22 protein-coding genes and 2 pseudogenes are annotated in these 26,895 nt (G+C 62.9%); 15 read left to right on the top strand and 9 right to left on the bottom strand.

The features are described from left to right. Positions 1-147: 147 nt before the first annotated feature. Positions 148-2,283, top strand: coding sequence for a catalase HPII (gene katE, locus ACGLHT_RS00235; protein ID WP_137162714.1), 2,136 nt, complete (start codon positions 148-150; stop codon positions 2,281-2,283). A gap of 109 nt (positions 2,284-2,392) precedes the next feature. Here katE and ACGLHT_RS00230 read toward each other — a convergent pair whose 3' ends face one another. The 4 genes from ACGLHT_RS00230 to zur form a co-directional block, all read right to left on the bottom strand. After that, complete coding sequence (locus tag ACGLHT_RS00230) at positions 2,393-3,100, bottom strand: PA5502 family lipoprotein (RefSeq protein WP_274078994.1); 708 nt, start codon at positions 3,098-3,100, stop codon at positions 2,393-2,395. A 127-nt stretch (positions 3,101-3,227) separates the two neighbouring features. Next, complete coding sequence (gene znuB / locus ACGLHT_RS00225; protein ID WP_003253007.1) at positions 3,228-4,010, bottom strand: zinc ABC transporter permease subunit ZnuB; 783 nt, start codon at positions 4,008-4,010, stop codon at positions 3,228-3,230. Further along, on the bottom strand, positions 4,003-4,779 hold the full coding sequence (znuC, locus tag ACGLHT_RS00220) for a zinc ABC transporter ATP-binding protein ZnuC (RefSeq protein ID WP_025337219.1): 777 nt from the start codon (positions 4,777-4,779) through the stop codon (positions 4,003-4,005). Before znuC ends, znuB begins: the two co-directional genes overlap by 8 nt. After that, positions 4,776-5,261: a zinc uptake transcriptional repressor Zur gene (zur, locus tag ACGLHT_RS00215; protein WP_025337220.1), complete on the bottom strand. Its 486-nt coding sequence runs from the start codon at positions 5,259-5,261 to the stop codon at positions 4,776-4,778. The genes znuC and zur overlap by 4 nt, the downstream gene beginning before the upstream one ends. An 18-nt stretch (positions 5,262-5,279) precedes the next feature. Between zur and ACGLHT_RS00210 the strand changes: the two genes are divergently transcribed. Then, entirely contained in the window at positions 5,280-6,236 is a 957-nt protein-coding gene (locus ACGLHT_RS00210; RefSeq protein WP_137162716.1) for a zinc ABC transporter substrate-binding protein, read from the top strand. Positions 6,237-6,337: 101 nt separating this feature from the next. Here ACGLHT_RS00210 and ACGLHT_RS00205 read toward each other — a convergent pair whose 3' ends face one another. Together ACGLHT_RS00205 and ACGLHT_RS00200 are read right to left on the bottom strand one after the other, a co-directional pair. Further along, a complete protein-coding gene (locus ACGLHT_RS00205; RefSeq protein ID WP_137162717.1) occupies positions 6,338-7,288 on the bottom strand; it encodes a homoserine kinase in 951 nt (316 codons plus the stop codon). A 69-nt stretch (positions 7,289-7,357) separates the two neighbouring features. Next, on the bottom strand, positions 7,358-7,645 hold the full coding sequence (locus tag ACGLHT_RS00200) for a DUF2782 domain-containing protein (RefSeq protein WP_013970316.1): 288 nt from the start codon (positions 7,643-7,645) through the stop codon (positions 7,358-7,360). Positions 7,646-7,720: 75 nt separating this feature from the next. Between ACGLHT_RS00200 and polA the strand changes: the two genes are divergently transcribed. Next, on the top strand, positions 7,721-10,468 hold the full coding sequence (gene polA / locus ACGLHT_RS00195; protein ID WP_085588937.1) for a DNA polymerase I: 2,748 nt from the start codon (positions 7,721-7,723) through the stop codon (positions 10,466-10,468). Between the two features lie 422 nt (positions 10,469-10,890). Here polA and yihA read toward each other — a convergent pair whose 3' ends face one another. After that, the gene (gene yihA, locus ACGLHT_RS00190) at positions 10,891-11,523 is read right to left on the bottom strand and encodes a ribosome biogenesis GTP-binding protein YihA/YsxC (RefSeq protein WP_015268478.1); all 633 of its coding nucleotides are present in this window, start codon (positions 11,521-11,523) and stop codon (positions 10,891-10,893) included. A gap of 201 nt (positions 11,524-11,724) precedes the next feature. Between yihA and ACGLHT_RS00185 the strand changes: the two genes are divergently transcribed. The 7 genes and pseudogenes from ACGLHT_RS00185 to ACGLHT_RS00155 all read left to right on the top strand — a co-directional run bounded on the left by ACGLHT_RS00185 (position 11,725) and on the right by ACGLHT_RS00155 (position 19,290). Further along, complete coding sequence (locus tag ACGLHT_RS00185) at positions 11,725-12,027, top strand: cytochrome c5 family protein (protein ID WP_015268479.1); 303 nt, start codon at positions 11,725-11,727, stop codon at positions 12,025-12,027. 31 nt (positions 12,028-12,058) lie between these two features. Beyond that, positions 12,059-12,676: a cytochrome c gene (locus tag ACGLHT_RS00180; protein ID WP_003256951.1), complete on the top strand. Its 618-nt coding sequence runs from the start codon at positions 12,059-12,061 to the stop codon at positions 12,674-12,676. A 284-nt stretch (positions 12,677-12,960) separates the two neighbouring features. Next, positions 12,961-13,593: a thiol:disulfide interchange protein DsbA gene (dsbA, locus tag ACGLHT_RS00175; protein ID WP_025337225.1), complete on the top strand. Its 633-nt coding sequence runs from the start codon at positions 12,961-12,963 to the stop codon at positions 13,591-13,593. Positions 13,594-13,627: 34 nt separating this feature from the next. Beyond that, a pseudogene (locus ACGLHT_RS00170) lies at positions 13,628-14,460 on the top strand (endonuclease/exonuclease/phosphatase family protein). Positions 14,461-14,487: 27 nt separating this feature from the next. Further along, positions 14,488-16,431, top strand: a pseudogene (locus ACGLHT_RS00165) (diguanylate cyclase). Between the two features lie 80 nt (positions 16,432-16,511). Next, positions 16,512-17,300, top strand: coding sequence for an N-acetylmuramoyl-L-alanine amidase (locus ACGLHT_RS00160; protein ID WP_025337228.1), 789 nt, complete (start codon positions 16,512-16,514; stop codon positions 17,298-17,300). Between the two features lie 385 nt (positions 17,301-17,685). Then, positions 17,686-19,290 carry an EAL domain-containing protein gene (locus ACGLHT_RS00155; RefSeq protein ID WP_084785317.1) on the top strand — a complete coding sequence of 535 codons (1,605 nt, stop codon included), beginning with the start codon at positions 17,686-17,688 and terminating at the stop codon, positions 19,288-19,290. A 161-nt stretch (positions 19,291-19,451) separates the two neighbouring features. Here ACGLHT_RS00155 and ACGLHT_RS00150 read toward each other — a convergent pair whose 3' ends face one another. Continuing rightward, positions 19,452-21,233: a KinB sensor domain-containing domain gene (locus ACGLHT_RS00150; RefSeq protein WP_137162720.1), complete on the bottom strand. Its 1,782-nt coding sequence runs from the start codon at positions 21,231-21,233 to the stop codon at positions 19,452-19,454. After that, the gene (gene algB / locus ACGLHT_RS00145; protein WP_025337231.1) at positions 21,230-22,576 is read right to left on the bottom strand and encodes a sigma-54-dependent response regulator transcription factor AlgB; all 1,347 of its coding nucleotides are present in this window, start codon (positions 22,574-22,576) and stop codon (positions 21,230-21,232) included. The genes ACGLHT_RS00150 and algB overlap by 4 nt, the downstream gene beginning before the upstream one ends. 213 nt (positions 22,577-22,789) lie before the next feature. Here algB and ACGLHT_RS00140 point away from each other — a divergent pair, with 213 nt between their 5' ends. The 5 genes from ACGLHT_RS00140 to gltP all read left to right on the top strand — a co-directional run bounded on the left by ACGLHT_RS00140 (position 22,790) and on the right by gltP (position 26,826). Continuing rightward, positions 22,790-23,611 (top strand): BON domain-containing protein, encoded by an 822-nt coding sequence (locus ACGLHT_RS00140; protein ID WP_137162721.1) that lies wholly within the window; start codon positions 22,790-22,792, stop codon positions 23,609-23,611. A 174-nt stretch (positions 23,612-23,785) separates the two neighbouring features. Next, complete coding sequence (locus tag ACGLHT_RS00135) at positions 23,786-24,076, top strand: hypothetical protein (protein WP_025337233.1); 291 nt, start codon at positions 23,786-23,788, stop codon at positions 24,074-24,076. A gap of 41 nt (positions 24,077-24,117) precedes the next feature. Next, positions 24,118-24,279: a DUF1328 domain-containing protein gene (locus ACGLHT_RS00130; RefSeq protein WP_003252966.1), complete on the top strand. Its 162-nt coding sequence runs from the start codon at positions 24,118-24,120 to the stop codon at positions 24,277-24,279. Between the two features lie 2 nt (positions 24,280-24,281). After that, positions 24,282-24,752 carry an inhibitor of vertebrate lysozyme family protein gene (locus ACGLHT_RS00125; protein ID WP_025337234.1) on the top strand — a complete coding sequence of 157 codons (471 nt, stop codon included), beginning with the start codon at positions 24,282-24,284 and terminating at the stop codon, positions 24,750-24,752. Positions 24,753-25,497: 745 nt separating this feature from the next. Further along, positions 25,498-26,826, top strand: coding sequence for a glutamate/aspartate:proton symporter GltP (gltP, locus tag ACGLHT_RS00120; RefSeq protein ID WP_025337235.1), 1,329 nt, complete (start codon positions 25,498-25,500; stop codon positions 26,824-26,826). Positions 26,827-26,895 lie beyond the last annotated feature (69 nt).

The following is a 26,895-nucleotide window of genomic DNA, read 5'->3' as shown; positions in this document are numbered from 1 at the left end:
TTCTTAGCATTTATTTCGTAATGCACCAATCCTTCGGGCATATGGCGACAACCGGTAATCCTGATTGAACGCTCGGCAAAGCCTCCCGGTCACTACTTGCACAAGCCCGAAACGGGTAAGCCTGAAGACTGACGAGGAGAGCCGACCATGCCCAGCAAGAACACGGACGCGCCGAAGCACAGCGAAGCCGCTGGCACCCAGACCCCGGACCGGGCCAACACCAACGCCAAGTTACAGAGCCTGGAGGCTGACCGTAGCGATGCGACGGGTCATGCGCTGCGCACCAACCAGGGGGTGCGCATCGCTGACAACCAGAACACGCTGAAGGCCGGAGATCGAGGCCCCTCGCTTCTCGAAGATTTCATCATGCGCGAGAAGATCACGCACTTTGACCACGAACGCATCCCTGAGCGCATCGTGCATGCGCGAGGGACGGGGGCACATGGCTATTTCCAGAGCTATGGCAACCACGCAGAGCTGACCAAGGCGGGCTTCCTGCAGGACCCGGAGAAAATCACGCCCGTGTTCGTGCGATTTTCCACGGTACAGGGCCCGCGTGGCTCAGCCGACACCGTGCGTGACGTGAGGGGCTTTGCGGTCAAGTTCTACACCGATGAAGGCAACTTCGACCTGGTGGGCAACAACATGCCGGTGTTTTTCATCCAGGATGCGATCAAATTCCCGGATTTCGTCCACGCCGTAAAGCCAGAGCCGCACAACGAGATCCCGACCGGCGCTTCGGCTCATGACACCTTTTGGGATTTCGTCTCGCTGGTACCGGAGTCGGCCCATATGGTCATGTGGGCGATGTCGGACCGTGCTATCCCGCGCAGCTTGCGGATGATGGAAGGTTTCGGGGTGCATACCTTCCGCCTGATCAACGCCCAGGGCGTAGCCAGTTTCGTCAAATTCCACTGGAAGCCGCGCCAGGGTGTGCACTCCTTGCTATGGGACGAAGCGCAGAAGCTGGCAGGCAAGGACGCTGATTTCCAGCGTCGCGACTTGTGGGAGTCTATCGAGACGGGCGATTACCCTGAATGGGAATTGGGTGTGCAGATTGTGCCGGAAGCCGACGAGCACAAATTTGATTTCGACCTGCTGGACCCGACCAAGATCATCCCGGAAGAACTGGTGCCGGTTACACCTTTGGGCAAGATGATCCTGAATCGCAACCCGGACAACTTCTTTGCTGAAGTGGAACAGGTGGCGTTCTGCCCGGGTCATATCGTGCCTGGTATCGACTTTACCAACGACCCCTTGCTGCAGGGGCGGCTGTTCTCCTACACCGACACGCAGCTTAGCCGCCTGGGCGGGCCCAACTTCCACCAGATCCCCGTCAACCGCCCCGTCGCTCCTAACCACAACAACCAGCGTGACGCCTTGCATCAGCATGTGGTTCACAAAGGTCGCGCATCCTACGAGCCCAATTCCATCGACGGTGGCTGGCCGAAGGAAACGCCACCAGCCCCGCAGGATGGCGGCTTCGAGAGCTACCAGGAGCGTATCGACGCACACAAGATCCGCCAACGCAGCGATTCGTTCGGCGACCATTTTTCGCAGGCGCGGTTGTTCTTCCAGAGCATGAGCCCGACCGAGCAGCAGCACATCATCAAGGCTTACAGCTTTGAACTGGGCAAGGTGGAGCGGGAGACGATCCGTGCTCGGGAAGTGAATGAGATTCTCGCCAATATCGACCTGAAGCTGGCGGCTGCGGTTGCTGCCAACCTCGGTTTGCCTGCTCCGAGCGCGGGCACTGTTCAAGTGAAGGGAAGCCAGCTTGCGCAGTCGCCTGCCCTGAGCCAGATGAACCACCCGGGTTCGGTTGGCATCAAGGGGCGCAAGATTGCCGTGCTGGTAGCAGATGGCGTAGACGCTGCCAGCGTGGACAAGTTGGTCAAGGCCCTGGAAGCACAGAGTGCCCGGCCACTGCTCCTGGGGCCGACCTCAGCACCGGTGAAGGCTGCGGACGGCAAGCAACTGCCGGTGGATGCTTCCATGGAGGGGATGCCATCGATCATGTTCGACGGAATTGTCGTGCCGGGTGGCAAGGCTTCGACCGATGCGCTGGCGGCCAGCGGGTTGGCCAAGCATTTTCTGCTGGAGGGCTACAAGCACCTGAAGGCGATGGTGTTGACCAAAGAGCTTTTGGGCAGCTTGGGGCTGAAGGAAGACAAGGGGTTGCTGCTGGGAGATGAGCAGAAGACCGTGGATGCCTTCGTCAAAGCGGTAGAGGGGCATCGGGTGTGGGAGCGGGAGGCGGCTGCGGAGGCTGTGCCTGCCTAAGGGGCTGCTTTGCAGCCCATCGCGACACAAGGCCGCTCCTACAGGAGATCGCATTCCCTTGTAGGAGCGGCCTTGTGTCGCGAAAGGGGCGCGCAGCGCCCCCAGATTCTTAACGCTGATGCGGAACCAGAACTACCTGCGCCGGCAACGACCGCTGAATCTCGTGCTTCTGCTTCAGCTCGAACCCGCTGTCGATCTTGCGCACGCGCTTCTCCAGCAAGGTCTTCAGCCAAGGCGCATCCTCGGTGCGCGGCACCTGGAACACTACGTCGCACTGGTAGCTCACCACATCGGCGGCAATGTCATCCAGCTGGCGACGCATGGCGCGGCTGTCGGTAGTCTTCAAGGCCACGACGGTGCTCGGTGCAGCCGGGTCGATGATGCGCGCCTTGGGCTTGGCCTCGGCCGCTTTCAGCGCCGCTTCAGCCTTCTCCAGTTCGGCCTTGCGCGCCTGGGTCACGGCGTCGCCACCAGTCACCGCCGGGGCCTGCGGCATCAGCGCGCGGGCACGGGACAGGGCGGTGGCGGCACCGTTCACATCACCCTTTTGCAGGAAGATCTGGCTGCGTTGCAGGTAGGCTTCGGCAAGCTGGCGCTGGTATTGCTCCAGGCGCGCGTCATCCAGCGCCTGGGCCTGCAGGGCTGCCAGCTGGTCTTCGGCGGTGGCCAGCTCGTTGCTGGCGATGTTCTGTTGCAACTGCTGCCAGGCATCGGCTTGGGCAGGTGCGGTGGCCTGTTCGACCGGCGCGCTGGAACACGCAGCCAGGAACAGGGAAAACGCGGCAACAAGCAGATAACGGGAGGCGAACGGCTTCATTCCTGCGACTCTCTATTTGCGCAAAAAGCGAGCAAGTCTACACCCAGGTGCGCACGCTCGAAAACAAGTCTTACAGACCCTTTACGTGCGAAAAGGTTGCAGGGCGCGCCTTCACGCGCCCTGTTTTTCAGCGTTTTGGCAGGGCCAGGCTCAGCAAGAATAGCACCGCCGCGCAGACCACGATCGACGGGCCGGCGGGGGTGTCCTTGAACCAGGACATGGCCAGGCCACCGCATACCGCGGTCACGCCGAGCAGGCTGGCGCCCAGGGCCATCTGCTCGGGAGAGCGGGCGTGACGTTGCGCCGCAGCGGCAGGAATGATCAGCAGCGAGGTGATCAGCAGCACGCCGACGATCTTCATGGCCACGGCAATCACCACCGCGATCAGCAGCATCAGCGCCATGCGCAGCCCGGCCACCGGCAGGCCTTCGACCATGGCCAGCTCTTCGTGCACGGTGACTGCCAGCAACGGCCGCCACAGCGCAGCGAGCAGCAGCAACACCAGCGCGCTGCCGCCGAGGATCCAGGCCAGGTCGGTGGTGCTGATGGCCAGCAGGTCGCCGAACAGGTAGGCCATCAGGTCGATGCGTACATCATGCATGAAGCTCAGCACCACCAGGCCCAGCGACAAGGTGCTGGGGGCGAGTATGCCGAGCAGGGTATCGGAGGCCAGCGGCTGGCGTTGCTGCAAGGTCACCAGCAAGATCGCCAGCAACAGGCAGCCCACGGTTACCGCCAGCGCCGGGCTGACGTCCAGGGCAAAGCCCAGGGCCACGCCGAGCAGGGCGGCGTGGGACAGGGTGTCGCCAAAATAGGCCATGCGCCGCCACACCACGAAGGATCCCAGTGGGCCGGCCACCAGCGCCAGGGACAAACCGGCAAGCAGGGCGTAGAGAAGAAAATCAGCCATGCTTGCAGTGCGCTCCGTGAACATGGGTGCCAGGGGCGACCACCGAGCCGTGCAGGTCGTGGCTGTGGTCGTGATGGTGGTGGTAGATGGCCAGGCTGGGTGCGGCGGTCTGGCCGAACAGCTCGACGAACGCCGGGTCGCCGCTGACCTGCTCGGGGTGGCCCGAGCAGCACACGTGGCGGTTCAGGCACACCACCTGGTCGGTGGCGCTCATCACCAGGTGCAAGTCGTGGGAAACCATCAGCACGCCGCAGCCGTGGCGGTCGCGCAGGCGGGTAATGAGGTTGTACAGCTCGGTCTGGCCGACCACGTCTACGCCCTGCACCGGCTCGTCGAGCACCAGTAGCTGGGGTTCGCGCAGCAGGGCGCGGGCCAGCAGCACGCGCTGCATCTCGCCGCCGGAAATGGTCTGGATCGGGCTGTCGATGACCTGCTCGGCACCCACTTCCTGCAACGCCGACAAGGCTGCCGCGCGGTCTACACCGGGCACCAGGCGCAGGAAGCGCAACACCGACAGCGGCAGCGTGGCATCGACCTGGATCTTTTGCGGCATGTAGCCAATGCGCAGTTTCGGCTTGCGCCATACCTTGCCGCGGTGCGGCTTGAGCAGGCCGAGCACGGCGCGCACCAAGGTGGTCTTGCCCGCGCCGTTCGGGCCGATCAGGGTGACGATCTGGCCAGGTGCGACCGACAGGTCGATGCTGTCGAGCACCGCCTCGCCACCGAAGGTGACGCCGACCTGCTCCAGGCGAATCAGTGCATCGCTCATGCCGCGCTCCGGCAATTGCTGCACAGGCCGACCACTTCCACCGTCTGGGTCTCGACCGTGAAGCCCACGCCCTTGGCGCTGCTGATGATGGCATCGCTGATACTGTCCTGTTCCAGTTCGATGGCCACATGGCAGGCCCGGCAGATCAGGAACTGCCCCTGGTGCAGGTGTTCCGGGTGGCTGCAGCCGATGAAGGCGTTGAGCGAGGCGATGCGGTGCACCAGGCCGTTTTCCAGCAGGAAGTCCAGCGCACGGTACACCGTGGGGGGCGCGGCGCGGCGGCCGTCCTGCTCACTGAGCACGGCGAGGATATCGTAGGCGCCCAGCGGCTTGTGGCTTTGCCACACCAGTTCCAGCACTCGACGGCGCAGCGCGGTCAGGCGCAGGCCCTGGCGGGTGCACAAGGCGTCGGCTTCAGCCAGTGCGCTGTGTACGCAATGGGAATGATCGTGAGGACGGTTGGCCAGCGGCGTGATGGACATGGGCAGCGACGGTTCTGGATGGAGACGTTATTATGTTACCTGTTTCTGACGACTCGAGTATTCACCGTGTCCCGATTCCTAGTCCTTTTTGTCGCTTTCATCGCATTTTCCGCCCAGGCCGACGTGCGCGTGCTGACCAGTATCAAACCGCTGCAGCAGATTGCCGCCGCCGTGCAGGATGGTGTTGGCAACCCCGAGGTATTGCTGCCGCCGGGTGCTTCGCCGCACCACTACGCGCTACGCCCGTCCGACGTGCGGCGGGTGGGCGATGCCGACCTGCTGTACTGGATCGGTCCGGACATGGAGGGCTTCCTGCCGCGGGTACTGGGCAATCGCAGCAAGGCCACGGTGGCCGTGCAGGCGCTACCGGGCATGAAGCTGCGGCATTTTGGCGAGGACAGCCATTCCCACGAGGAAGAAGACCACGACGACCATGATCATGACCACCGCCCGGGCAGCCTGGACGCGCACTTGTGGCTATCGTCGGTCAACGCGCGGGTGATTGCAGCGAAAATGGCGGCTGACCTGGCGCAGATCGATCCGGCCAATGCGGCGCGCTATCAGAGCAACCTCAAGGCCTTCGACGAACGCCTGGACGCACTGGATGGGCGGATCAAGGCGCGGGTGGCCGGGATTGCCGGCAAGCCTTACTTCGTGTTCCACGAAGCGTTCGACTATTTCGAGGCCGAGTATGGCCTGAAGCACACCGGGGTGTTCAGCGTGGCGTCCGAGGTGCAGCCGGGTGCGCAGCACGTGGCAGCCATGCGCAAGCGCCTGCAGGAAGTGGGCAAAACCTGTGTGTTCAGCGAACCGCCGCTGCGGCCGCGGCTGGCCGAGACCTTGACCGCCGGGCTGCCGGTGCGCCTGGCCGAGCTGGATGCCCTGGGCGGTACCGACCCGGTGGATGGCAAGGGCTATGAGCGCTTGCTGGAGAAGCTGGGTGGCGACCTGGTTGGGTGCCTGGAGCAGTTGTAAGCCTGTACCGGCCTCTTCGCGGTTAAACCCGCTCCCACAGGGATAGCGCCAGCCTCACGCCTGTGTGGGAGCGGGTTTACCCGCGAAGAAGCAGACACGCTCTAGAGGGCGAAGGGCAGGTGCAAGGCCACCTGCTGACGCTGCGCCAAACGCACTTCGAACTCGCTCGGGTCGTGGATCATCACGTCCATCCCGGCAAACGATTCCGCTGCAATCAGGCGCGACAGCCAGAAGCGCACGCAGCCTACCCGCAACATCTCCGGCCACAGCTCGGCTTCGGCGGCGGTGAACGGCCGCAGCGCCGCATAGGCCGCCAGCAATGCCTGGGCGCGTGGCACATCGATCGCGCCGTGTTCATCCAGGCACCAGTCGTTCACGGTGATGGCGATGTCATACAGCATCGGCCCGGAACAGGCGTTGTAGAAGTCGATCACACCGGTCAGGTGAGTGCCTTCGAACATCACATTGTCGCGGAACAGGTCGGCGTGCAGGTTGGCCCGTGGCAGGGCCAGGATCTGTGCCTTGTGCGCACTGATTTCATCCAGCGCCGGCTGCAGCAGCGCGGCTTGCTCGGCGGTAAGGCGCGGCAGCAGCTCGGCACCCGAGGCCAGCATCCAGTCCAGGCCGCGGTCGGTGCGGCGCTCGATGATGTGTTCGCGGGTAGCCAGGTGAATGTGCGCCAGCAGCTCGCCGACCTGGGCGCAGTGCTGGGCGTTCGGTGCCTTGATGTGCTTGCCCGACAGCCGTGGCTGCAGCAGCGCCGGCTTGCCGCACAGCTCGCGCAGGCCATGGCCGTCGCGGTCGCGTATGGCATAGGGCACCGGCATGTCGGCTGCGTGCAAAGTGTCCAGCAGCTCGATGAAGAACGGCATGTCCTCGCTGGGCCCGCGCTCGATCAGCGTCAGGACGAACTCCCCCTGTTCGAGGCTGACGAAGAAATTGCTGTTCTCGGTGCCGGCGGCGATGCCCTGGAAATCGAGCAGACGACCCAGCGCGTACGGCGCCAGAAAGGTTTCCAGCTCAGGCCGGGTCACGGGGGTGAAGACTGACATGATGAAAATTTGCCCATACGGGCACTTCCGCCGGGAAGTGCCGGGTTGATGTGAACGGTGCGCGTCAGATTACCACTCGAAGATCTTCCAGGACGGAATCAGCATGTCCGGCTGGTCGGATCGAATGAAATTGCCATCAGAGCCATCGGCGCGTACCAGGAAATAAGGCTTGCCGTTTTTCGGCGTGATCTTGATCGCATACAGGAACCCGTTCTGCCGGTACTCCTGGATGGTTTTGTCGCCTTCCGTGCGAATGGTCACCTCGGGATCGGCCGAGGGGGCGTCATCCGCCGCCAGGGTGACGACAGGCATGGTGGCCAACAGACCGAGCAGTAACAGGCGATTGAGTGTACGCATGATAACCTTGTCCCTTTGTCGTCAATGATTCTGGCTATTCTAGCGCCGGACCCGTCGAAAAGGTTGATTCTGCTCATGAGCCAAGCGCCCCTCGTCCTGGTGGACGGTTCCTCCTACCTGTACCGCGCCTTCCACGCGCTGCCGCCGTTGACTACCTCCAAAGGCATGCCGACCGGCGCGGTGAAGGGGGTGCTGAACATGCTCAAGAGCCTGCGCAAGCAATACCCCGACAGCCTGTTTGCGGTGGTGTTCGACGCCAAGGGTGGCACCTTCCGCGATGCCATGTTCGCCGAATACAAGGCCAACCGCCCAAGCATGCCGGACGACCTGCGGGTGCAGATCGAGCCGCTGCACGCCAGCGTCAAGGCGCTGGGCTACCCGCTGCTGTGCGTCGAGGGGGTCGAGGCCGACGACGTGATCGGCACCCTGGCGCGCAGCAGCGCCGCGCTGGGCCGCCCGGTGATCATCTCGACCGGTGACAAGGACATGGCGCAGCTGGTGGACGGGCACATTACCTTGGTCAACACCATGACCGGAAGCGTGCTGGACGTGGCTGGCGTGCACGAGAAATTTGGCGTCGGCCCGGAACATATCATCGACTTCCTGGCGCTGATGGGCGACAAGGTCGACAACATCCCCGGTGTGCCGGGCGTGGGCGAAAAAACCGCGGTGGGCCTGCTGACCGGTATCGGCGGCGGCCTCAGCGACCTGTACGCCAACCTGGACAAGGTCCCGACGCTGGCCATTCGCGGCGCCAAGACCCTGCCGGCCAAGCTGGAAGAGCACCGCGACGCGGCGTTCCTGTCTTATGAGCTGGCTACCATCAAGGTCGACGTGCCCCTGGATATCGAAGTAGATGCCCTGGTGTGCGGCGAGCCTGATCGCGACGCGTTGCTGGCGCTGTACACCGAGATGGAATTCAAGAGCTGGGTCGCCGAGGTGCAGCGTGACGCTGCCAAGGCCGGTGACGACATCGCGCCGATCGCGGAGCCGGTGGCCAAGACCGAGCCCAGGTACGAAACCATTCTCGACCAGGAACGTTTCGACTTCTGGCTGGAGAAGCTGCGTCAGGCGCCACTGTTCGCCTTCGACACCGAGACCACTGGCCTGGACGCACAGCAGGCGCAGCTTGTCGGCCTGTCGTTCGCCGTCGAGCCGCATGAAGCGGCCTATGTGCCGCTGGCCCACGACTATGAAGGCGCGCCGGTCCAGCTGGACCGCGCCGCCGTGCTGCTGGCGCTGAAGCCTCTGCTGGAAGACCCGGCCAAGGCCAAGGTCGGGCAGAACGCCAAGTACGACATCAACATCCTCGCCAATGGCTCGCCCGCCATCGAAATGCGCGGCGTTGCCTACGACACCATGCTCGAGTCGTACGTGCTGAACTCCACCGCCACCCGTCACGACATGGACAGCCTGGCGCTGAAGTACCTCGACCACACCACCATCGCCTTCGAGGACATCGCCGGCAAGGGCGCCAAGCAGCTGACCTTCAACCAGATCCACCTGGACAAGGCCGGCCCCTACGCTGCCGAAGACGCCGACATCACCCTGCGCCTGCACCAGGCGCTGCAGGCGCGCCTGGCGCAGACGCCGAGCGTGCAGCCGGTGCTGATGGACATCGAGATGCCGCTGGTGCCGGTACTGGCCAAGATTGAGCGCCAGGGGGCGCTGGTCGATGCCGCGCTGCTGCAGGTGCAGAGCGGTGAGCTGGGGGTGAAGATGGCGGAGCTGGAGCAGCGCGCCTATGAGTTGGCCGGTGAGGAGTTCAACCTCGGCTCGCCCAAGCAGCTGGGCGCGATCCTTTACGACAAGCTGGGCATGCCGGTGCTGAGCAAGACCACCAAGGGCCAGCCATCCACGGCAGAGGCGGTGCTCGACGAACTGGCCGAGCAAGGCTACCCGCTGCCGGAGGTACTGATGCAGTACCGCAGCCTGAGCAAGCTCAAGAGCACCTACACCGACAAGCTGCCGGGGCAGATCAACCCGCGCACCGGGCGTATCCACACCTCCTACCAGCAGGCGGTAGCGGCCACCGGCCGGCTGTCGTCCAGCGACCCGAACCTGCAGAACATCCCGATCCGCACTGCCGAAGGCCGGCGCATCCGTCAGGCCTTCGTCGCCAGCCCGGGCTACAAGCTGCTGGCGGCGGACTACTCGCAGATCGAGTTGCGCATCATGGCCCACCTGGCCAAGGACGAAGGCTTGCTGCATGCCTTCCGCAACGACCTGGACGTGCACCGCGCCACGGCGGCGGAAGTATTCGGCGTAGCCCTGGAAGACGTCACCACCGACCAGCGCCGCAGTGCCAAGGCCATCAACTTCGGCCTGATCTACGGCATGAGCGCCTTTGGCCTGGCCAAGCAGATCGGCGTCGACCGCAAGCAGTCGCAGGATTACATCGACCGCTACTTCGCCCGCTACCCGGGCGTGCTGGCCTACATGGAGCGCACCCGCGCCCAGGCTGCGGAGCAAGGCTTTGTCGAAACCCTGTTCGGCCGCCGCCTGTACCTGCCGGATATCAATGCCAAGAACCCGGCCCTGCGCAAAGGCGCCGAGCGCACGGCGATCAACGCCCCGATGCAGGGCACTGCGGCCGACATCATCAAGCGGGCCATGGTCAATGTGGATAACTGGCTGAGCGAGAGCGGGCTGGACGCCCGGGTGATCCTGCAGGTACACGACGAACTGGTGCTGGAAGTGCGCGAGGACCTGGTGGAGCAGGTGAAAGATGAAATTCGCCAGCACATGAGCAAGGCCGCGCAGCTGGATGTACCGCTGCTGGTCGAGGCAGGAATTGGTGCGAATTGGGACGAAGCTCACTGATCGGGCGGGGAAAGCTGTGTAGGATCCGTGACGTAGGGATGCGGATCCTGGCACTGCTCAGTGCCAGTGGTGCTGAGGTTTCATGAAACTATCGCAAATAGTTTTCAGGGCTTTGGAACTAAACCGGTGAAGCGGAACTCAGAGTAACTGAATGGCTGGTGAAGCCTTTCGATGCTCCTATGTTGTGTTAAGTGTTGGCAGATATCTGGACCCCGCCCTAGCGGTCCGGACTTGGACCCCGAACTTCCCCCTCCCCATACGAAGTCCGGGGTTTTTTTTGCCCGGAATTTGACCTGATGGCGCAGCTACCCCTGTAGGAGCAGCCTTGTGCTGCGAAAGGGCCGGTACAGCCAACAGACCTATACAGCCTGTCATGGCCTCTTCGCAGCACAAGGCTGCTCCTACAACGAGCGGTGCAGGCCTCAGGCTACCGGCTTGTCTTCCAGTTCCATCCAGTCTGCCAGCACTCGGTAGGCCTCTTCCACGCCCAGGCGCTTGGGCGCCGAGAACAGCTGGATGGTCACGCCGTCGCCCCAACCCTTGCGGATTTCCGACTGCACCTTGAGCAGAGTGTTCTTGCCCGCGCCGTGGGTCAGCTTGTCGGCCTTGGTCAGCAGGATGTGCATCGGCATGCTGCTGGCCTTGGCCCAGTCGAGCATCATCTTGTCGAAGTCGGTCATCGGGTGGCGCACGTCCATCATCAGGATCACGCCACGCAGGCACTCGCGGCTGCCCAGGTAGGCTTCCAGGTGTTTCTGCCAATGCTGCTTGAGCGGAATCGGGACTTTTGCATAACCGTAGCCTGGCAGGTCGACCAAACGCCGTTCATCGTCCAGACTGAAGAAATTCAACAGCTGGGTGCGCCCGGGGGTTTTCGAGGTGCGCGCCAGGCTGGCATGAGTCAGGGTGTTGAGGGCGCTGGATTTGCCGGCGTTGGAGCGGCCGGCGAAAGCCACCTCGTAACCCTGGTCGTCCGGGCATTGTTCGACCTTGGCAGCGCTGAGGGCGAATTTGGCTTTCTGGCAGAGGCCGAGGATGGGGTTCTTGACTTGCATGGGATATCCGATGTGGGTGTTGCCTGACTCTATAGGCCCGAGCCTGGCAAGCGGTGTCGTTTCCGTTTGGATGGCGGAAGTATATAATGCCCCAGTTTTTGTGTGCTCATTCTCCCGGCGAAGGAGAACGGGCATGGGGTGTCGAACAATAGCTCGCGCAACAGAACGCAGCGCGGCCCCCAACCCTGAAGGTCGTTCCGCATGGCGAAATGGCTGCTTGCTGTCGGTATGTTCCTGCCGTTTTTCAGCGCACAGGCTACACAGGATCCCGAGGTGTTGTACAACCGCACGTGTGCGGCCTGTCACACCGGGCAGTTGCCACAGGCACCCAGGCAGGGTGACCGGGCAGCATGGGAGCCAAGGCTGGCGCAAGGCATGGATGTACTGGTGAAGCACGTGACCCAGGGTTTCAAGGCTATGCCGCCGCGTGGATTGTGCATGGACTGCAGTGCCGAGGACTACCGTTTGGTCATCCTTTGGATGAGTGGCAGTCCCGATACATAACATTTCACCCTTAGCCGTGTTGGATTAGCTGATGAACAAACTAGTCGTGAGTCTGCTGTTGACCTTGGGTGTCGCAGGTGCGGCCACTGCTGCGCAACCCGTCAAAGGCGATGCCGCCGCCGGCCAGGCCAAGACGGCCGTCTGTGGCGCCTGCCACAACCCCGACGGCAACAGCCTGGCACCGAACTTCCCGAAACTGGCCGGCCAAGGCCAGCGCTATCTCGAAAAACAATTGCACGATATCAAGTCGGGCAAGCGTACCGTGCTGGAGATGACCGGCATGCTGGCCGCATTCAGCGACCAGGACCTGGCCGATATCGCCGCCTACTTCTCCAGCCAGAAAGGCAGCGTGGGGGCGGCCGATCCCAAGCTGGTCGAACGTGGCCGGGCGCTGTTCAACGGCGGCGACCTGGAAAAGGGCATGCCTGCCTGCACCGGCTGCCACTCGCCGAACGGCGCGGGTATCGCCCTGGCCGGCTTCCCGCACCTGGGCGGGCAGCATGCACAGTACGTGACCAAGCAGCTCACCGACTTCCGCGAAGGCAACCGCACCAACGATGGCGATGCCATGACCATGCGCACCATCGCCGGCAAGCTGAGCAACCACGACATCGAGGCGCTGGCCAGCTACATCCAGGGCCTGCACTGAGGCCATTCGGCCGCCTGTAATGGCCCTATCGCCGGCAAGCCAGCTCCCACAGATGCTGCAATGGCTTGAGGTCGATGCGCTCGAGGTGGGAGCCGGCTTGCCGGCGATAGGGCCATCGCAGGCGGCGCATTAACTTTCAGTTAATGTTGTAGGCCAATGATGAAAGGGCGGCCGGACCGCCCTTTTTTCCGTCCGCAGCCGTTACACTACAGAACTCGGCCCCTTCCCGGCCTGTCTCAGTGCAGGTCGCGTCGTGGCGACCAATGACTGCCCAGGAGTAAAGCATGCGTAAACTGATTCTCAGCGCCGCGCTGGTCGCTGCCAGCGTATTCGGTATGACTGCCGTCCAGGCCGCCGAGCCTGTCGCCGGCAAGGAATACCTCGAGCTGAGCAACCCTGTTCCGGTTTCCGTGCCTGGCAAGATCGAAGTGGTCGAGCTGTTCTGGTACGGCTGCCCACACTGCTACCACTTCGAGCCGACCATCAACCCGTGGGTTGAAAAGCTGCCCAAGGACGTCAACTTCAAGCGCGTACCAGCCATGTTCGGTGGCCCATGGGACGCCCACGGCCAGATGTTCCTGACCCTCGAAGCCATGGGCGTCGAGCAGAAGGTACACGCCGCGGTGTTCGATGCCATCCAGAACCAGAAAAAGCGCCTGACCGACCCGCAGGACATGGCCGACTTCCTCGCCACCCAGGGCGTGGACAAGGACAAGTTCCTCGCCACCTTCAATTCGTTCGCCATCAAGGGCCAGGTCAACCAGGCCAAGGAACTGGCGAAAAAGTACGAGATCACCGGCGTACCGAGCATGGTGGTCAACGGCAAGTACCGCTTCGACCTGGGTACTGCCGGCGGGCCGGAAGGCGTACTGAACGTTGCCGACCAGCTGATCGCCAAGGAGCGCGCCGCTAAGTAAGCGGCGTAACCCATGCGCCGCTTCAGAACCGCGCGTGGCATTGGCCTGCACCAGCCGCAGGTCAACGAGCATCACCTGCAGGCCCCTGGCCTGCCCGAGGATGGTCGTCTGCGGCTGCTCAGTTTCAACATTCAGGTGGGCATCAGCACCGAGCGCTACCGGCATTACGTGACCCGCAGCTGGCAGCACCTGCTGCCGCACAACGGGCGTGCCGGCAACCTGCAGAAGATTGGCCAACTGCTGGGCGACTTCGACCTGGTGGCCTTGCAGGAGGCCGATGGCGGTAGCCTGCGCTCGGGCTATGTCAACCAGGTCGAGCACCTTGCCCACCTGGGTGCCTTCCCCTACTGGTACCAGCAACTCAACCGCAACCTTGGGCGTTTTGCCCAGCACAGCAATGGCGTGCTCAGCCGCCTGAAGCCACAACTGCTCGAGGATCACCCATTGCCCGGCCCGGCTGGGCGTGGTGCGATCCTGGTGCGCTTTGGCGAGGGCGAAGATGCGCTGATCGTGGTGATGATGCACCTGGCCCTCGGCGCCAAGACCCGCGCCCTGCAACTGGGTTACATCCGCGAGCTGATTGGCGGTTACCGCCACCAGGTGCTGATGGGCGACATGAATACCCATGCCACCGACCTGCTGGAGCACTCACCGTTGCGCGACCTGGGCCTGATTGCCCCACAAGTCGAGGCCACCTTCCCCAGCTGGCGTCCACAGCGTTGCCTGGACCACATCCTGCTCAGCCCAAGCCTCACGCTGGAGCGTGTCGAGGTGCTGGCGCAGCCAATTTCCGACCACCTTCCCGTTGCTGTCGAGATTCGATTGCCTGATGCATTGACTGTGGATACGCTGCCGGTCCTGAGCTAATTGCCATCACCGTTTGCGGACCTGGGCATGACTGAAGACGCTGAGCGCTGGAAAGAAAAATACCTGAAAAGCATCGAGCAGCAGGAAAAGCTCGAGCGCCGTTGGGACGCCCGTCTCGACCTGCTGCGTCGCGGCCTGGTACGCAGCACCCTGGCTGCCGAAGGCAGTGACAAGGTGGTGGACCAGTGCATGAAAGAAATGCGCGAGGTCATCCGCAGCGACAACATGGACGCTGGCCTTGCCGGGCTGATTCCGCGTCTTGAGAAGGCGGTGCTGGACTCCGAACAGCGCCGGGAAGCTCGCATGAATCAGGTTAGCGATGCGCTGACCGCGCTGGTCGACCAACTGCAAGACCTGCCATTGCCGAACGATGTGTCGCGGCCGTTGAAAAAGCTGGCGAAGAAGCTCGACGGTGGCGTGGCCCAGTCACGCGACCTGCCACCGTTGCTGGGCGAGTTGAGCGGCTTGCAGGGCCGCGCGCTGTCAGCCCTGGGCAAGTCGGCGGAGGATGCCCGCCCCGGCTTCTTGCAGCGCTTGTTCGGCAGCCGCGAGGATAATGCGCAAGGCGAGCCAGCGCTTGTGCCGCTGGCGCTGCCGGTTGCCGGGGCGCAGCCCTTGGCGGCACCGGCCAATGTCGGTGCTCCGCAGCCCGACGATGTGGATGCGCTGCAGCCGCTGCCAGCCTCTTCAGCATCTGTTGTCGAGGCGCCCGTAGTGCCAGAGCCCGCGCTGGAGACACCTGGCCCGGCGCTGATCGAAACGGCCGAACTGTCACCAGCCCCGCTGCCGCAGCCGCTACCGGACGATGTGTCGGCACCGGAAACTGTCGCCAGCTAGCCTCCGGCTGAAGCAGGACCGGCGCAAACACTCGAAGAAACCTTCGGCGAAGACGGCCCCTATGCCCTGCCCTACGCGGTGGAGCCGCCCTACAGCCAGGTTGCCGAGCACATCGAGCACACCCTGATCGGCCTGCTCGATGACCTCAGCCTGCCGGAGCGACACAAGGCCCAGGCGCTCGAGATGCGTGAACGGGTCGCCCGCGGCTTGAATTGGTATGAGCTGATCCCGGTGCTGGATGACCTGGCTGTGCTCATGCTGGCGATCACCGACAGCGGCCAGCACGAATTCGAAACCTACCTGCAGCAGCTCAACGAACGCCTGGAGGGTTTCCAGAGCCACCTGCACGAGGCCAGCGCCGGTCACGCCGACAACAGCTCGGCTGCCCGCGAGCTGGATACCCAGCTGCGTGAGCATGTCGACGGGCTGCAGAGCAGTGTGCAAGGTGCCGCCGACGTCGACAGCCTCAAGCACATCCTGGAAAACCGCCTGGAAGGCCTGTTGGTGACCATGGACGAGCACAAGCATGAGCGTGATCGCCGCGAGCAGGAGCTGGCTGGGCGCCTGCAAGGGCTGTCGGAGCGGGTGGCGAACATGGAGCACGAGGCGCTCGGCTACCGCGAGCACCTGGAAGAGCAGCGCCAGAAGGCCTTGCTCGACCCCCTCACCGGTTTGCCCAACCGTGCGGCCTGGAGCGAGCGGGTCGAGCGCGAAATGCTCGAATGGCAGGCACACGGCGGCCATCTGGCGATGGCGATCCTCGACCTGGACCATTTCAAGCGTATCAACGACAGCTATGGGCACCTGGCCGGGGACAAGGTACTGAAGATTGTCGCCGACCAGTTGCGCAAGCGCCTGCGCAGCGGTGACTTCATCGCCCGCTTCGGCGGCGAGGAGTTTGTCCTGTTGCTGCCGCAGACCTCGCCGGCCGCCGCTGCCCAGATAGCCGAGGTGCTACGGGCCACGGTCGAGGCGTGCCCGTTCCACTTCAAGGGCGAACGGGTGGTGATCACCACGTCCATCGGCCTGGGTGCATTCCGTTCCGGCGAGCGCGGCGACCAGGTACTCAAGCGCGCCGATGCGGCGCTGTACCGGGCCAAGGAGTCGGGGCGCAACCGCGTCGAGCAGGCATAGCCGGCAGCCGCTGACTCGCGGCAAGCACGGCCCTTGGGGAGCACGTTATACTGTAGCGCTCATACGCTGAGGCTACTGACGTGCTTTCCACGCTTAAAAAAACCCTTATTTCCTTCCTGCTATTGTCTGTCGCCGGTTGCTCGACAGGCCTGCGCATCGACCGTAGCCACCCTTCGGTCAACCAGGACAACCGCATCCAGTTCGTGGTCTTGCATTACACCAATGCTTCGCTGGAGCGTTCCCTGGCGTTGCTGACCCATGGCGAAGTCAGCAGCCACTACCTGATTGGCGACGGCCCGGCGACGGTGTATCAGCTGGTGGATGAAAACCGCCGCGCCTGGCATGCCGGTGATAGCCAGTGGCAGGGGCGGACCTGGCTGAACTCCTCGTCCATCGGTATCGAAATTGTCAACCCGGGCTTCACCGACACGCCTAATGGCCGGGTCTGGCACCCTTACAGCGAAGCGCAGGTCCAGTCGCTGATCGCGCTGCTCAAGGACATCGTCAAACGCAACAACATCGAGCCACGGCACATCATTGGCCACAGCGATATCGCGCCGCTGCGCAAGCTTGACCCGGGGCCGCTGTTCCCGTGGAAGCGCCTGGCCGATGCCGGATTGGGTGTCTGGCCGGATGCAAATGCCGTGGCACGGCAGCAAGCCTATTTCAGCGTCAACCCGCCGAGCGTTGGCTGGTATCAGCAGGAGCTGGCGCGGTTTGGCTATGCGATCGAGCAGACCGGGGTACTGGATGTTGCCACCCGCCATGTGATCGCCGCGTTCCAGATGCGTTTCCGCCCGCAGCGCTTCGATGGCATGCCGGATGCGCAGACGGCGGCGATGCTGCAGGTGCTCAACCGGATGCGTTGAGCCGCCAGCGAGGCTCTGTGGGAGATTGCCCAGCCCTTTGGGCTGCGCTGTCGCACAGATAACTGAATTCGCAAGCGATCCTCGTACCCTGTGGGAGCGGCTTTAGCCGCGAAGAATCCAACGCGGTGCATGGCACCGGCTGCGCCGGTGTTCGCGGCTAAAGCCGCTCCCACAGGGTCCCTGCTAACTCAATGAGTTATGTGCAGTTCTATGAGAGCGGGCGCGCCCGCTCCCACAGAGTCCGTGTAGCGCCTGCAAATCGAGTTCTCTGCGCGACAGCGCAGCCTTGGGAGATGGCGATCTCCCAACAAGCGAACGAAACGCCAAACGGCGAGGTGATTCCTGATTCAGTTGCTATACCTTAGTTATCAACTGGATGCCCTCGATGTCAGCCTTCATCGCCTTGATGCGCCAAATTTTTTACCGTCCCTGGATGCTGGCCACATTGGCAGCACTGGCCAGCGCGGCACTGTTGCTTTCAGCCAGCATCGGCATTGCCCTGCAACAGATGAAGCAAAGCGAGAGCGCACAGATGAATGCCCAGGGCGAGCGCTTTCTCGAGCGCCTCGAGCAGGTGTTCGGCCAGTTGCGCGAAGGGGTCGACCTGCTGCAGGCGCAGCCCTTGCGCGGCTGCAGCCCGGCGATGCTGACGGCGTTGCAGCAGGTAGGCCTGAGTTCACGCTTCATTTATGAAGCGGCATACGTGGATGGGGATATCGCCTGTTCGAACCGCGGTGATGAGCGGGCGTTCGAACCCTTGCGGGTCCCCGACATCCAGGGACCGACCTACAGCTACTGGCTGAACACAACGACCGAGCCGAACGAAAACCTGGCCGCGTTGATGCTGGGGAGGGGCAAGTTCGTGGTATCCACCTCTCGTGGGCACCTGACCGATGTGGTCGACCTGCCCCCGGGCGGCAGCCTTGTGGTGGTGCTGGACAACGGTACCCGGGCCATCCCTGTGCTGGGCCCACCACAGGTATGGCCGCCACCCTCGGCCTGGTCGACCAGCCACAAGTCGCTGCTCGAGCTCAGCGACCGCCTGATCTACCGCATGCCGACCAAGTCACCGGACTACCAGCTGGTGCTGATTGCCCCGCGGGCGAGCCTGCCGTTGAGGATGAACGGCATGCTCTGGCTGCTGTTCCCCGGCAGTGTGCTGGCGGCCTGTTGTATCGGCTGGCTGGTGCTGCAACTGATCCTGCAGCGGCGGTCGATGAGCTCGGAGTTGCAGAATGCCTTGCGCCGCGGCGAACTGCAGGTGCTCTACCAGCCGATCTTCGAACTCGACAGCCGGCGCTGTGTCGGGGCCGAGGCCCTGGTGCGCTGGCGTCGCCCGGACGGCACCCTGACCAGCCCGGACCTGTTCATCCCGCTGGCGGAAAACACCGGGCAGATTCGCCAGATCACCGACTTTGTCCTGCAGCGTGTGCTGGAACAGTTAGGGCAACTGCTGCGCTCGCACCCCAACTTGTACATTTCGGTGAACCTGGCAGCCTGCGATGTGATGGTGCCGCGCATTGGCCGGGTGGCGGCGCGTTTGCTCGCCTTGCACCGGGTGGCGGCCAGCCAGATTGCCTTCGAAGTGACCGAGCGCGGCCTGATCGACGTGGTGGTGGCGCGCGACAACCTGCAGGCGTTGCGCGCGGTAGGGCATCAGGTGCTGATCGACGATTTTGGTACGGGTTATTGCAGCCTGGCCTACCTGCAGACCCTGCCGGTGGACTGCCTGAAGATCGACAAGGCCTTTATCGATGCCCTGGGGCATGACGCCGCCAGCAGCGGTGTTGCCCCGCATATCATCCGCATGGCCCACGACCTGCACCTGCGGGTGATTGCCGAAGGCATCGAGTGTGAAGACCAGGCGGTGCTGCTGAACAGCGAAGGGGTCAATTATGGCCAGGGCTGGCTGTTTGCCCGGCCACTGAATGCCCGGCAGTTTGCCGAACTGGTGACCCGCGGACGGCTGCCGCGGCGGGTTGAGCATTGAGTGATTGCTGCTGGACTGCGAGATCTCTGTAGGAGCGGCCTTGTGTCGCGATAGGGCTGCGGAGCAGCCCCAGCAATTTGTGCACTGGTGCTGAAATCCTGGGGCCGCTTTGCGGCCCTATCGCGACACAAGGCCGCTCCTACAGAGGGCAGTCACAGGCCTCAGACCGGCAGTGCCATGTAGAACTGGGTCCCCTGCCCCGGTCGGGAAAACACGCCCATGCGCCCGCCGTGCAACTGCACGATTTCTTTGCACAATGCCAGCCCCAGCCCCGCGCCGCCTTTCTTGCGCCCTACCTGCACGAAGGGCTCGAAGATGCGCCCCTGTTGCCCATAGGCAATGCCCTCTCCGTTGTCCTCGACACTGATGATCACCCGCTCCGCATGCCGTCGTGCATGCAAGCGGATACGCCCGCCGCTGGCGGTATGGCGGATGGCGTTGTGCAACAGGTTGTCCAGCACCCGGTCGAGTTGGGAGACGTCGGCCTGGATACGCGGCAGCGGCGGCTCCAGCTCCGTGATCAGCTCGATCTGCTTGTTTACCGCCGGCTCGGCAAAGCGCTGTTGTGCACGCTCTAGCAATTCGTCGATGGCGCAGGGAGCCAGCTCGAGCTTCTGCATCCCGCTCTGGTAGCGGCTGAAGTTGAGCAGATCGTTGATCAACTGGGTCAGGCGCTGCATTTCCTCGCCGATGGTTTCCAGCAGGTCATGTTCGCGAGCCTCGGGTGGAAACTTGAGCCGCTCGCGCAACAGGCCGAAGGCCATGTGCATGCCGGTCACCGGGGTGCGCAGCTCGTGGGAAGCACGCAGCACGAATTCGCTGCGCACGCGTTCGAAGGCTCGCTGCTCGGTTACATCGTGCAGCACCATCACCGCGCCCAGGATCGGCCCTTGCGGGTGGCTGACCGGAGTCAGGCTGTAGGCGAGCAGGCGCGTTTCGTCATCGACCTCCATGTTCAGGTCGTCCGGCTGGCGGTCGAGGTTGCCGCCGCGCAGTACCTGGCGTAGCTGCTGTTCCAGCTCCGGGCGTTGCAGGGCTTCGGCCAGGCTGCTGCCCACGCGGCTATCGGTCCAGCCCAGCTGGCGCTGCGCCACCGGGTTGAGGTGCTCCAGCCGGCCTTGGCGGTCGATGATCAGCAGGCCATCGTCAATGCTGTCCAGTACCGCCTGCAAGCGTTGCTGGCCGGCCAGCAGTTCATCGACGTTGGTGGCCTGGTGCTTGCGCAAGGCATCGGCCATCAGGCCGAAGCGGCGGGTCAGTTGGTTAAGTTCGGTGGCCTGGGTGACCGGCAGGGTTACGTCGAAATTACCCTTGCCGAGTTGGTCGGCCGCTATGGCCAAGGCTTCGATCGGCTGGCCGAAGCGCCGGGCAATGTTGTGCGCGGTGATGAAGCCCAGCACCAGCACCACCAAGCCCATCAGGCCAAGTACGCCGCTGACCAGCAAGGCGTGGTCGCGGGTGTGCTCCTCGCTGCGGGTGATGTGCTCCAAGGCCTGCTTGTGGGAATCGATCAGGTCGGTGCGGACCTGGTTGAACGCGGCCCCCAGTGGTTGTTCAACCCCCATGCTGCGCGAAGGCGCCGGGCTGTCGCGGTAGGCCTGGAGAAAAGCCTGGTAATTGCTGCTGGCCTTGCTGAAGCCGGTGCGCTCGCCACCTTGGTCCAGCCCTTGGTTCAGCAGGGCCTGGAAGTTGTCCTGCAGCAGCCGCAGGTTTTCCGGGGCGGTCTCGTCATCGAGGATCAGGGTCAACTGTTCACCAAGGTTCTGGCGCAACTTCAGCCCGATTTCCAGGGCGTGGGTGGTATCGCGCACCAGTCGCTGTTGCACCGTGGCCATCTGCAGCACGCTGACCAGGCCCAGCAGCAGCCCGAGCAGGGCCACGGTGACCAGCGCCGAAATGCTGAGGAAAAGCCGCGTGCGCAGCTTCATGGGCGGCCACCTCATAAGTTGTACTGCTTGCGCTTGCGGTACAGGGTGGAGGCATCGATCCCCAGGGTCTTGGCGGCTTGGTCCAGGGTGTCGCTTGCGGCCAGCACCGCACCGATGTGGGCGCGTTCCAGCTCATCCAGGCTCAGCGCGGCGCCAACCCGCGGGGCATTGCCTGCGGGCTGCTCGCCCATGCCCAGGTGGCTGATTTCCACGCGTTCCTGCGGGCAGATGATGCTGGCCCGCTCCACCACGTTGCGTAATTCGCGAATGTTGCCGGGCCAGCGGTAGTTGAGCAGAGCCGTACGGGCTTCGTCACTGAAGCCGCGGGCAGGCCGGGAGTATTCCTTGACGAAGCGGGCGAGAAAGCGGTCGGCCAAGGTCAGGATGTCTTCACTGCGCTCGCGCAGGGGCGGCAGGTGCAGGGTGATGACGTTCAGGCGATACAGTAGGTCTTCGCGGAAGCGGCTTTCACGCACCATCTCTTCGAGGTTGAGGTTGGTGGCGGCGAGAATCCGCACATCGGCGCGACGGGTGACCGGGTCGCCGACGCGCTCGTATTCCTTGTCCTGGATGAAGCGCAGCAGTTTGGGCTGCAAGGTCAGTGGGAAATCGCCGATCTCGTCGAGGAACAGCGTGCCCCCATCCGCCTGGTTGACTCGCCCCAGGGTGCTTTCGCTGGCGCCGGTGAAGGCGCCGCGGGTGTGACCGAATAGCTCGCTTTCCATCAGCTCGGCGTTCAGTGACGGGCAGTTGATGGTCACGCAGGATTTGCGCGCGCGCTTGCTCCAGCCGTGGATGGCCCGGGCCAGCTCACCTTTACCTGTGCCCGACTCGCCAAGGATGAGGATGTTGGCGTCGGTGGTAGCGACCTGGCGGGCGGTTTCCAGTACCGCCATCATGGCCGGGCTGTGCGAGTCGAGGCCGTCCTTGGGTTTGCGTACTTCACCTTCCAGGGCCTCCAGGCGCGCGGAAAGCTGGCGCACTTCCAACTGCTTGGAGGTAGCCAGGCGCAGCTGGTCGGGGCTGCACGGTTTGACCAGGTAATCGGCGGCGCCGGCCTGGATCGCGTCTACCGCCGTATCGATCGCCGAGTGTGCGGTGACGATCACCACCCGCATCCAGGGGGCCTGGATACGCATCTGCGCCAGCACATCGAGGCCGTTGTCCTCGCCCAGGCGCAAATCGAGGAAGCACAGGTCGAATACCTGGCGCTGCAGCAGGGCTTCGGCCTGGGCGGCGCTGTTGGCCGTCGCCACGCTATAGCCCTCGTCCTCCAGGCAGTAGCGGAAGGTGCGCAGGATCGCGGACTCGTCATCCACCAGCAGAATGCGGCCTTGGTTGTCCTGGGCTGACTCCATGTGCTGCGCTCCTTTAGGAAAGATCTTCATTTAGTGTGGGAAAAATCGGGCAAGTTGCATGGTCCATTGTGAAGGAACCTGTCCTTTGCATGCTAGCCAATGGCCAATCAACGCCTGGAAGGCCGCGATATCCCGATGATTTCCTTAGAGGTCCGCGGTGGCACATTGGTTGCGAGGATTTTTAGCTTTTGCTCTACAAAAGGAGGCACTGCCATGTCCTTTTCCATTCGCATCGCCGTGTTGGCAACCACCCTGCTGCCGATGTTCACCCCGGCATTCGCCGGCCCGGTGCAGGACGCCCGCCTGGAGGGGGCCCTGCAAACAGCCCTGTCGCTGAACCGCATGCTCGACCCGTTCCGTATCCAGGTCGAGGTGGACGGCAAGCAGGCGCGGCTTTCCGGTGAGGTGGAGAACGACGTCGAGCGCCAGTTGGCCGAGCATGTGGCGCTGGCTACCCGTGGCATCGAGCAAGTCGACAACCAGCTGCGGGTCAATGCCCAGCTGGTGGAGCGCCCGCTGGCGCTGCGTGCCTATGCCCAGCGCCTGGAGGATGCCACCCTGGCCGCGGTGATCCGTGCGCGGCTGCTATGGAGCCGCACCACCGAGAAGGCGCCTATAGATGTACAGAGCAGCGAAGGTGTGGTGACCCTGCGCGGCAAGGTCGACAGTGCCGAGGCCAAGGAGCTGGCCGGCGTGGTGGCGCGTACCACCGAGGGTGTGCACCTGGTCAACAACCTGGTCAGCCTCGATAGCGCCGCTATGGCCAAGGCCCGGGAAACCCCGGTGGGGACGCCGACTGGGCCGCAACCGAGCGACAGCTGGATCATCGACAAGATTCAGAACAGCTACCGCTTCAGCCGTAACCTCGATGGCCTGAACCTGAAAGTGGCCAGCGAGGAGGGTTTGGTGCGGCTATCGGGCGAGGTGGTCAGCAGCGAGCAGAAAACCATTGCCGTGGAAATCGCCCGGCAGATCATCGGCGTGCGCGGGGTGGATGCCGACCTGCTCAAGGTGGCGACCAAGGTCGAGGGCTGATCGTGCAATTCGCACGACGGCCCGGGCGGCATCGTGCAGGATACGTCCTTGCCGGTTTTGCAGGATTCACATAACTATATGATTTAAATGAATTTTATTTGATTCGTAAGGCTGGCATGCAGGCTGCAATTACCTGTTCAGGTTTGAACAAGAATTACAGCAGGAGGAGCCGGCATGACCCGCCAATCCGTCAACCGCTTGCAGAGCGCTGCACTGCCCCTGAGCCAGGTGCTTTCACTCGGCCTGGCGCTGTTGCTGACCTTGGCCGCTGGCCTCTTCTATTACAGCTGGCAGACCGCGCGCCTGACCGAGCAAGTGGCGGCGCAGACCGCCCTGTTGACGCAGATTCAGGCAACCCGTGCCAATACCTTGGTCAAGGCCGCCGACCCGCTTCCAACTGGCCAGGCCACCGCGTCACCGGCCACCCTGGAAAGGGTCGTACCCCAGGACCGCTGGGTGTTCTGACCGCTGGCCTTAACGATTTCAAAAAAGAAAGGAGAACCACCATGCTGAGTTGGGCTATCACTTTCCTCATCATCGCCATTGTCGCCGCCGTACTGGGCTTCGGTGGTATCGCGGGCGCTGCCACCGGTATCGCGAAGATTCTGTTCATTGTCTTCCTGGTGCTGTTCGTAGCCTCCTTCTTCTTTGGACGTGGACGAGGTTGAAGATGGGCAGGAAGCGTTGGACATCCCTGGCTGCCGCCCTGTTACTGGGCGGCAGTGCGGCGGCGATGGCGGCCAATGACGGCCAGGTCCGGGTCGACCAGCTGCTCGGCTCGGACCCTGAGTACCGGGAAACCTGGCAGGACACGATTGAAGGCGAGGAACGTCTGCCTGATTGGGTGGTCAATCTGACCGGCAGTGCCCAGCAGCAGATGTCTGCCGTTACCGAGGACGGCGACAAGTACCTGGTCGGCCCATTGTGTGAACGCCAGGACAACTGCACCTACAAGCGCCTGATCGTGGCGTTCAGCTGGGACAAGGACGATGCCTACGGGATGCTCGTGGAGGTACCCGAAGGTTTGCCGAGCGACAAGTCGCCCACCCGTCACGCGCAGTACCGCTGGCTGGGTAAGCCGGACGACGGCATGAAGGCGATGCTGCAGGAGCAGCTCAAGCGTGACCCGAACTGGTACTGAGCATTTGCACCCGGTACGGAGGAAAGGTCATGCACTGTCACGAAATAGAAGCTGAACCTTTCTATATTTCAGCCTTCTATGATGCGCCGCCCCGAGGAGGGGCTGCACATGACCAAGGGGCCGGGCTGTTCTGATTGTTGCAGGATCGGAGTGGCCTAGGGGTACAGGGAGTGCCTCCAGCAATGGGCCGGGTCAGGAAAGGCGGAATCGGAAGTTTCAGGTCGGCGATGCCATAGGGGCATCTGACCAGACCTGACTTCCGAGGAGCCATGTAGGAAACGTCTCTTCCCTGCGCGATTTTCTCTTCGAGACACATTTTGTCTCGACCGTACATCAATTTTTTTTCGATCAGCCTGGCGCTTGTTCAAGTGACATTTCGGCCATTCGGATTGTCGAACAAGCCATCGCCCCTGTCCTTTTTACCCTGCCAAATCTGCCTAAATATGGCGGTTTGGTCTTGTTCGGGATTCCGAACGTTGTAAATCAAGCACTTGCGAACCTCCCGTTGTGGTCAAAAATGTTATGCATAAACGGCATGGGGTATGCGCTTCCGGCATTAGATTTCCCCCTTTGCCATCGCAATAGTTGCCGCCTTTTTCGCCGGCCCGAGCGCCCTGTCGCTCGCCTGCGGTGTCCTTACATGAAGGTGCCGGACGGAAGCATCTGCTGCTCGTGACCTAGCCAACGGCTCTGTTACGCGCGTTTCCGTTGGGTGCCCATGACCACTAGAACAAAGGGTAAAGACATGAAGAAGGCAAAACTGAGCCTCGCCTGGCAGATCGTCATCGGTCTGGTCCTGGGTGTTGCAATCGGCGCGCTACTGAATCATTTCAGTGCAGAAAAGGCATGGTGGATCAGCAACGTCCTCCAGCCCGCTGGTGACATCTTCATTCGCCTGATCAAGATGATCGTCGTCCCGATCGTGATTTCGTCGCTGATCGTGGGTATCGCCGGGGTTGGCGACGCGAAGAAACTGGGCAGCATCGGCCTGAAGACCATCATCTACTTCGAAGTGGTGACCACCATCGCCATCGTCGTGGGCCTGGTGTTGGCCAACCTGTTCCACCCGGGCGCCGGCATCGACATGAGCACCCTGGGTACCGTGGACATCTCCAAGTACCAGGCTACCGCGGCCGAAGTGCAGCATGAGCACGCGTTCATCGAAACCCTGCTGAACCTGATCCCGTCGAACATCTTCGCAGCGCTGATGCGTGGCGAAATGCTGCCGATCATCTTCTTCTCGGTGATGTTCGGCCTGGGCCTGTCGAGCCTGCAGGCAGAGCTGCGCGACCCGCTGGTGCGTACCTTCCAGGCGGTTTCCGAGACCATGTTCAAGGTCACCCACATGATCATGAACTACGCCCCTATCGGCGTGTTCGCCCTGATCGCCGTGACCGTCGCCAACTTCGGTTTCAGCTCGCTGCTGCCGCTGGCCAAGCTGGTGCTGCTGGTGTACTTCGCCATCGCCTTCTTCGCCTTCATGGTGCTGGGCCTGGTTGCCCGCCTGTTCGGTTTCTCGGTGATCAAGATCATGCGCATCATGAAAGATGAGCTGATCCTCGCCTACTCCACCTCCAGCTCGGAGACCGTGCTGCCGCGCGTGATCGAGAAGATGGAGAAGTACGGTGCACCGAAGTCGATCTGCTCGTTCGTGGTACCGACCGGCTACTCGTTCAACCTCGACGGCTCGACCCTGTACCAGAGCATCGCGGCCATCTTCATTGCCCAGCTGTATGGTATCGACCTGTCCTGGAGCCAGCAGCTGCTGCTGGTGCTGACCCTGATGGTCACTTCCAAGGGTATCGCTGGCGTACCGGGTGTTTCCTTCGTGGTGCTGCTGGCCACCCTGGGCAGCGTGGGTATCCCGCTGGAAGGCCTGGCCTTCATCGCCGGTGTCGACCGCATCATGGACATGGCCCGTACCGCCTTGAACGTTGTGGGCAACGCCCTGGCAGCCCTGGTCATCGCCCGCTGGGAGGGTATGTACGACGCCGCCAAGGGCGAGAAGTACTACGCCTCGCTGATGGCCGGCAAACAGGAAGCGGCCATGGTTGGCGAAGCTGCCAAGCGCTGAGCCTGACTGCTGTTTGACCCAAAGCCCCGACTTGTCGGGGCTTTTTGTTGCCTGTGAGATTCCAGGCTG

Source organism: Pseudomonas sp. PsB (assembly GCF_043658375.1).
GTDB lineage: Bacteria > Pseudomonadota > Gammaproteobacteria > Pseudomonadales > Pseudomonadaceae > Aquipseudomonas > Aquipseudomonas putida_Z.
Note: the sequence above shows the minus strand (reverse complement) of the source record. Positions and strands in the feature narration are given on the sequence as shown.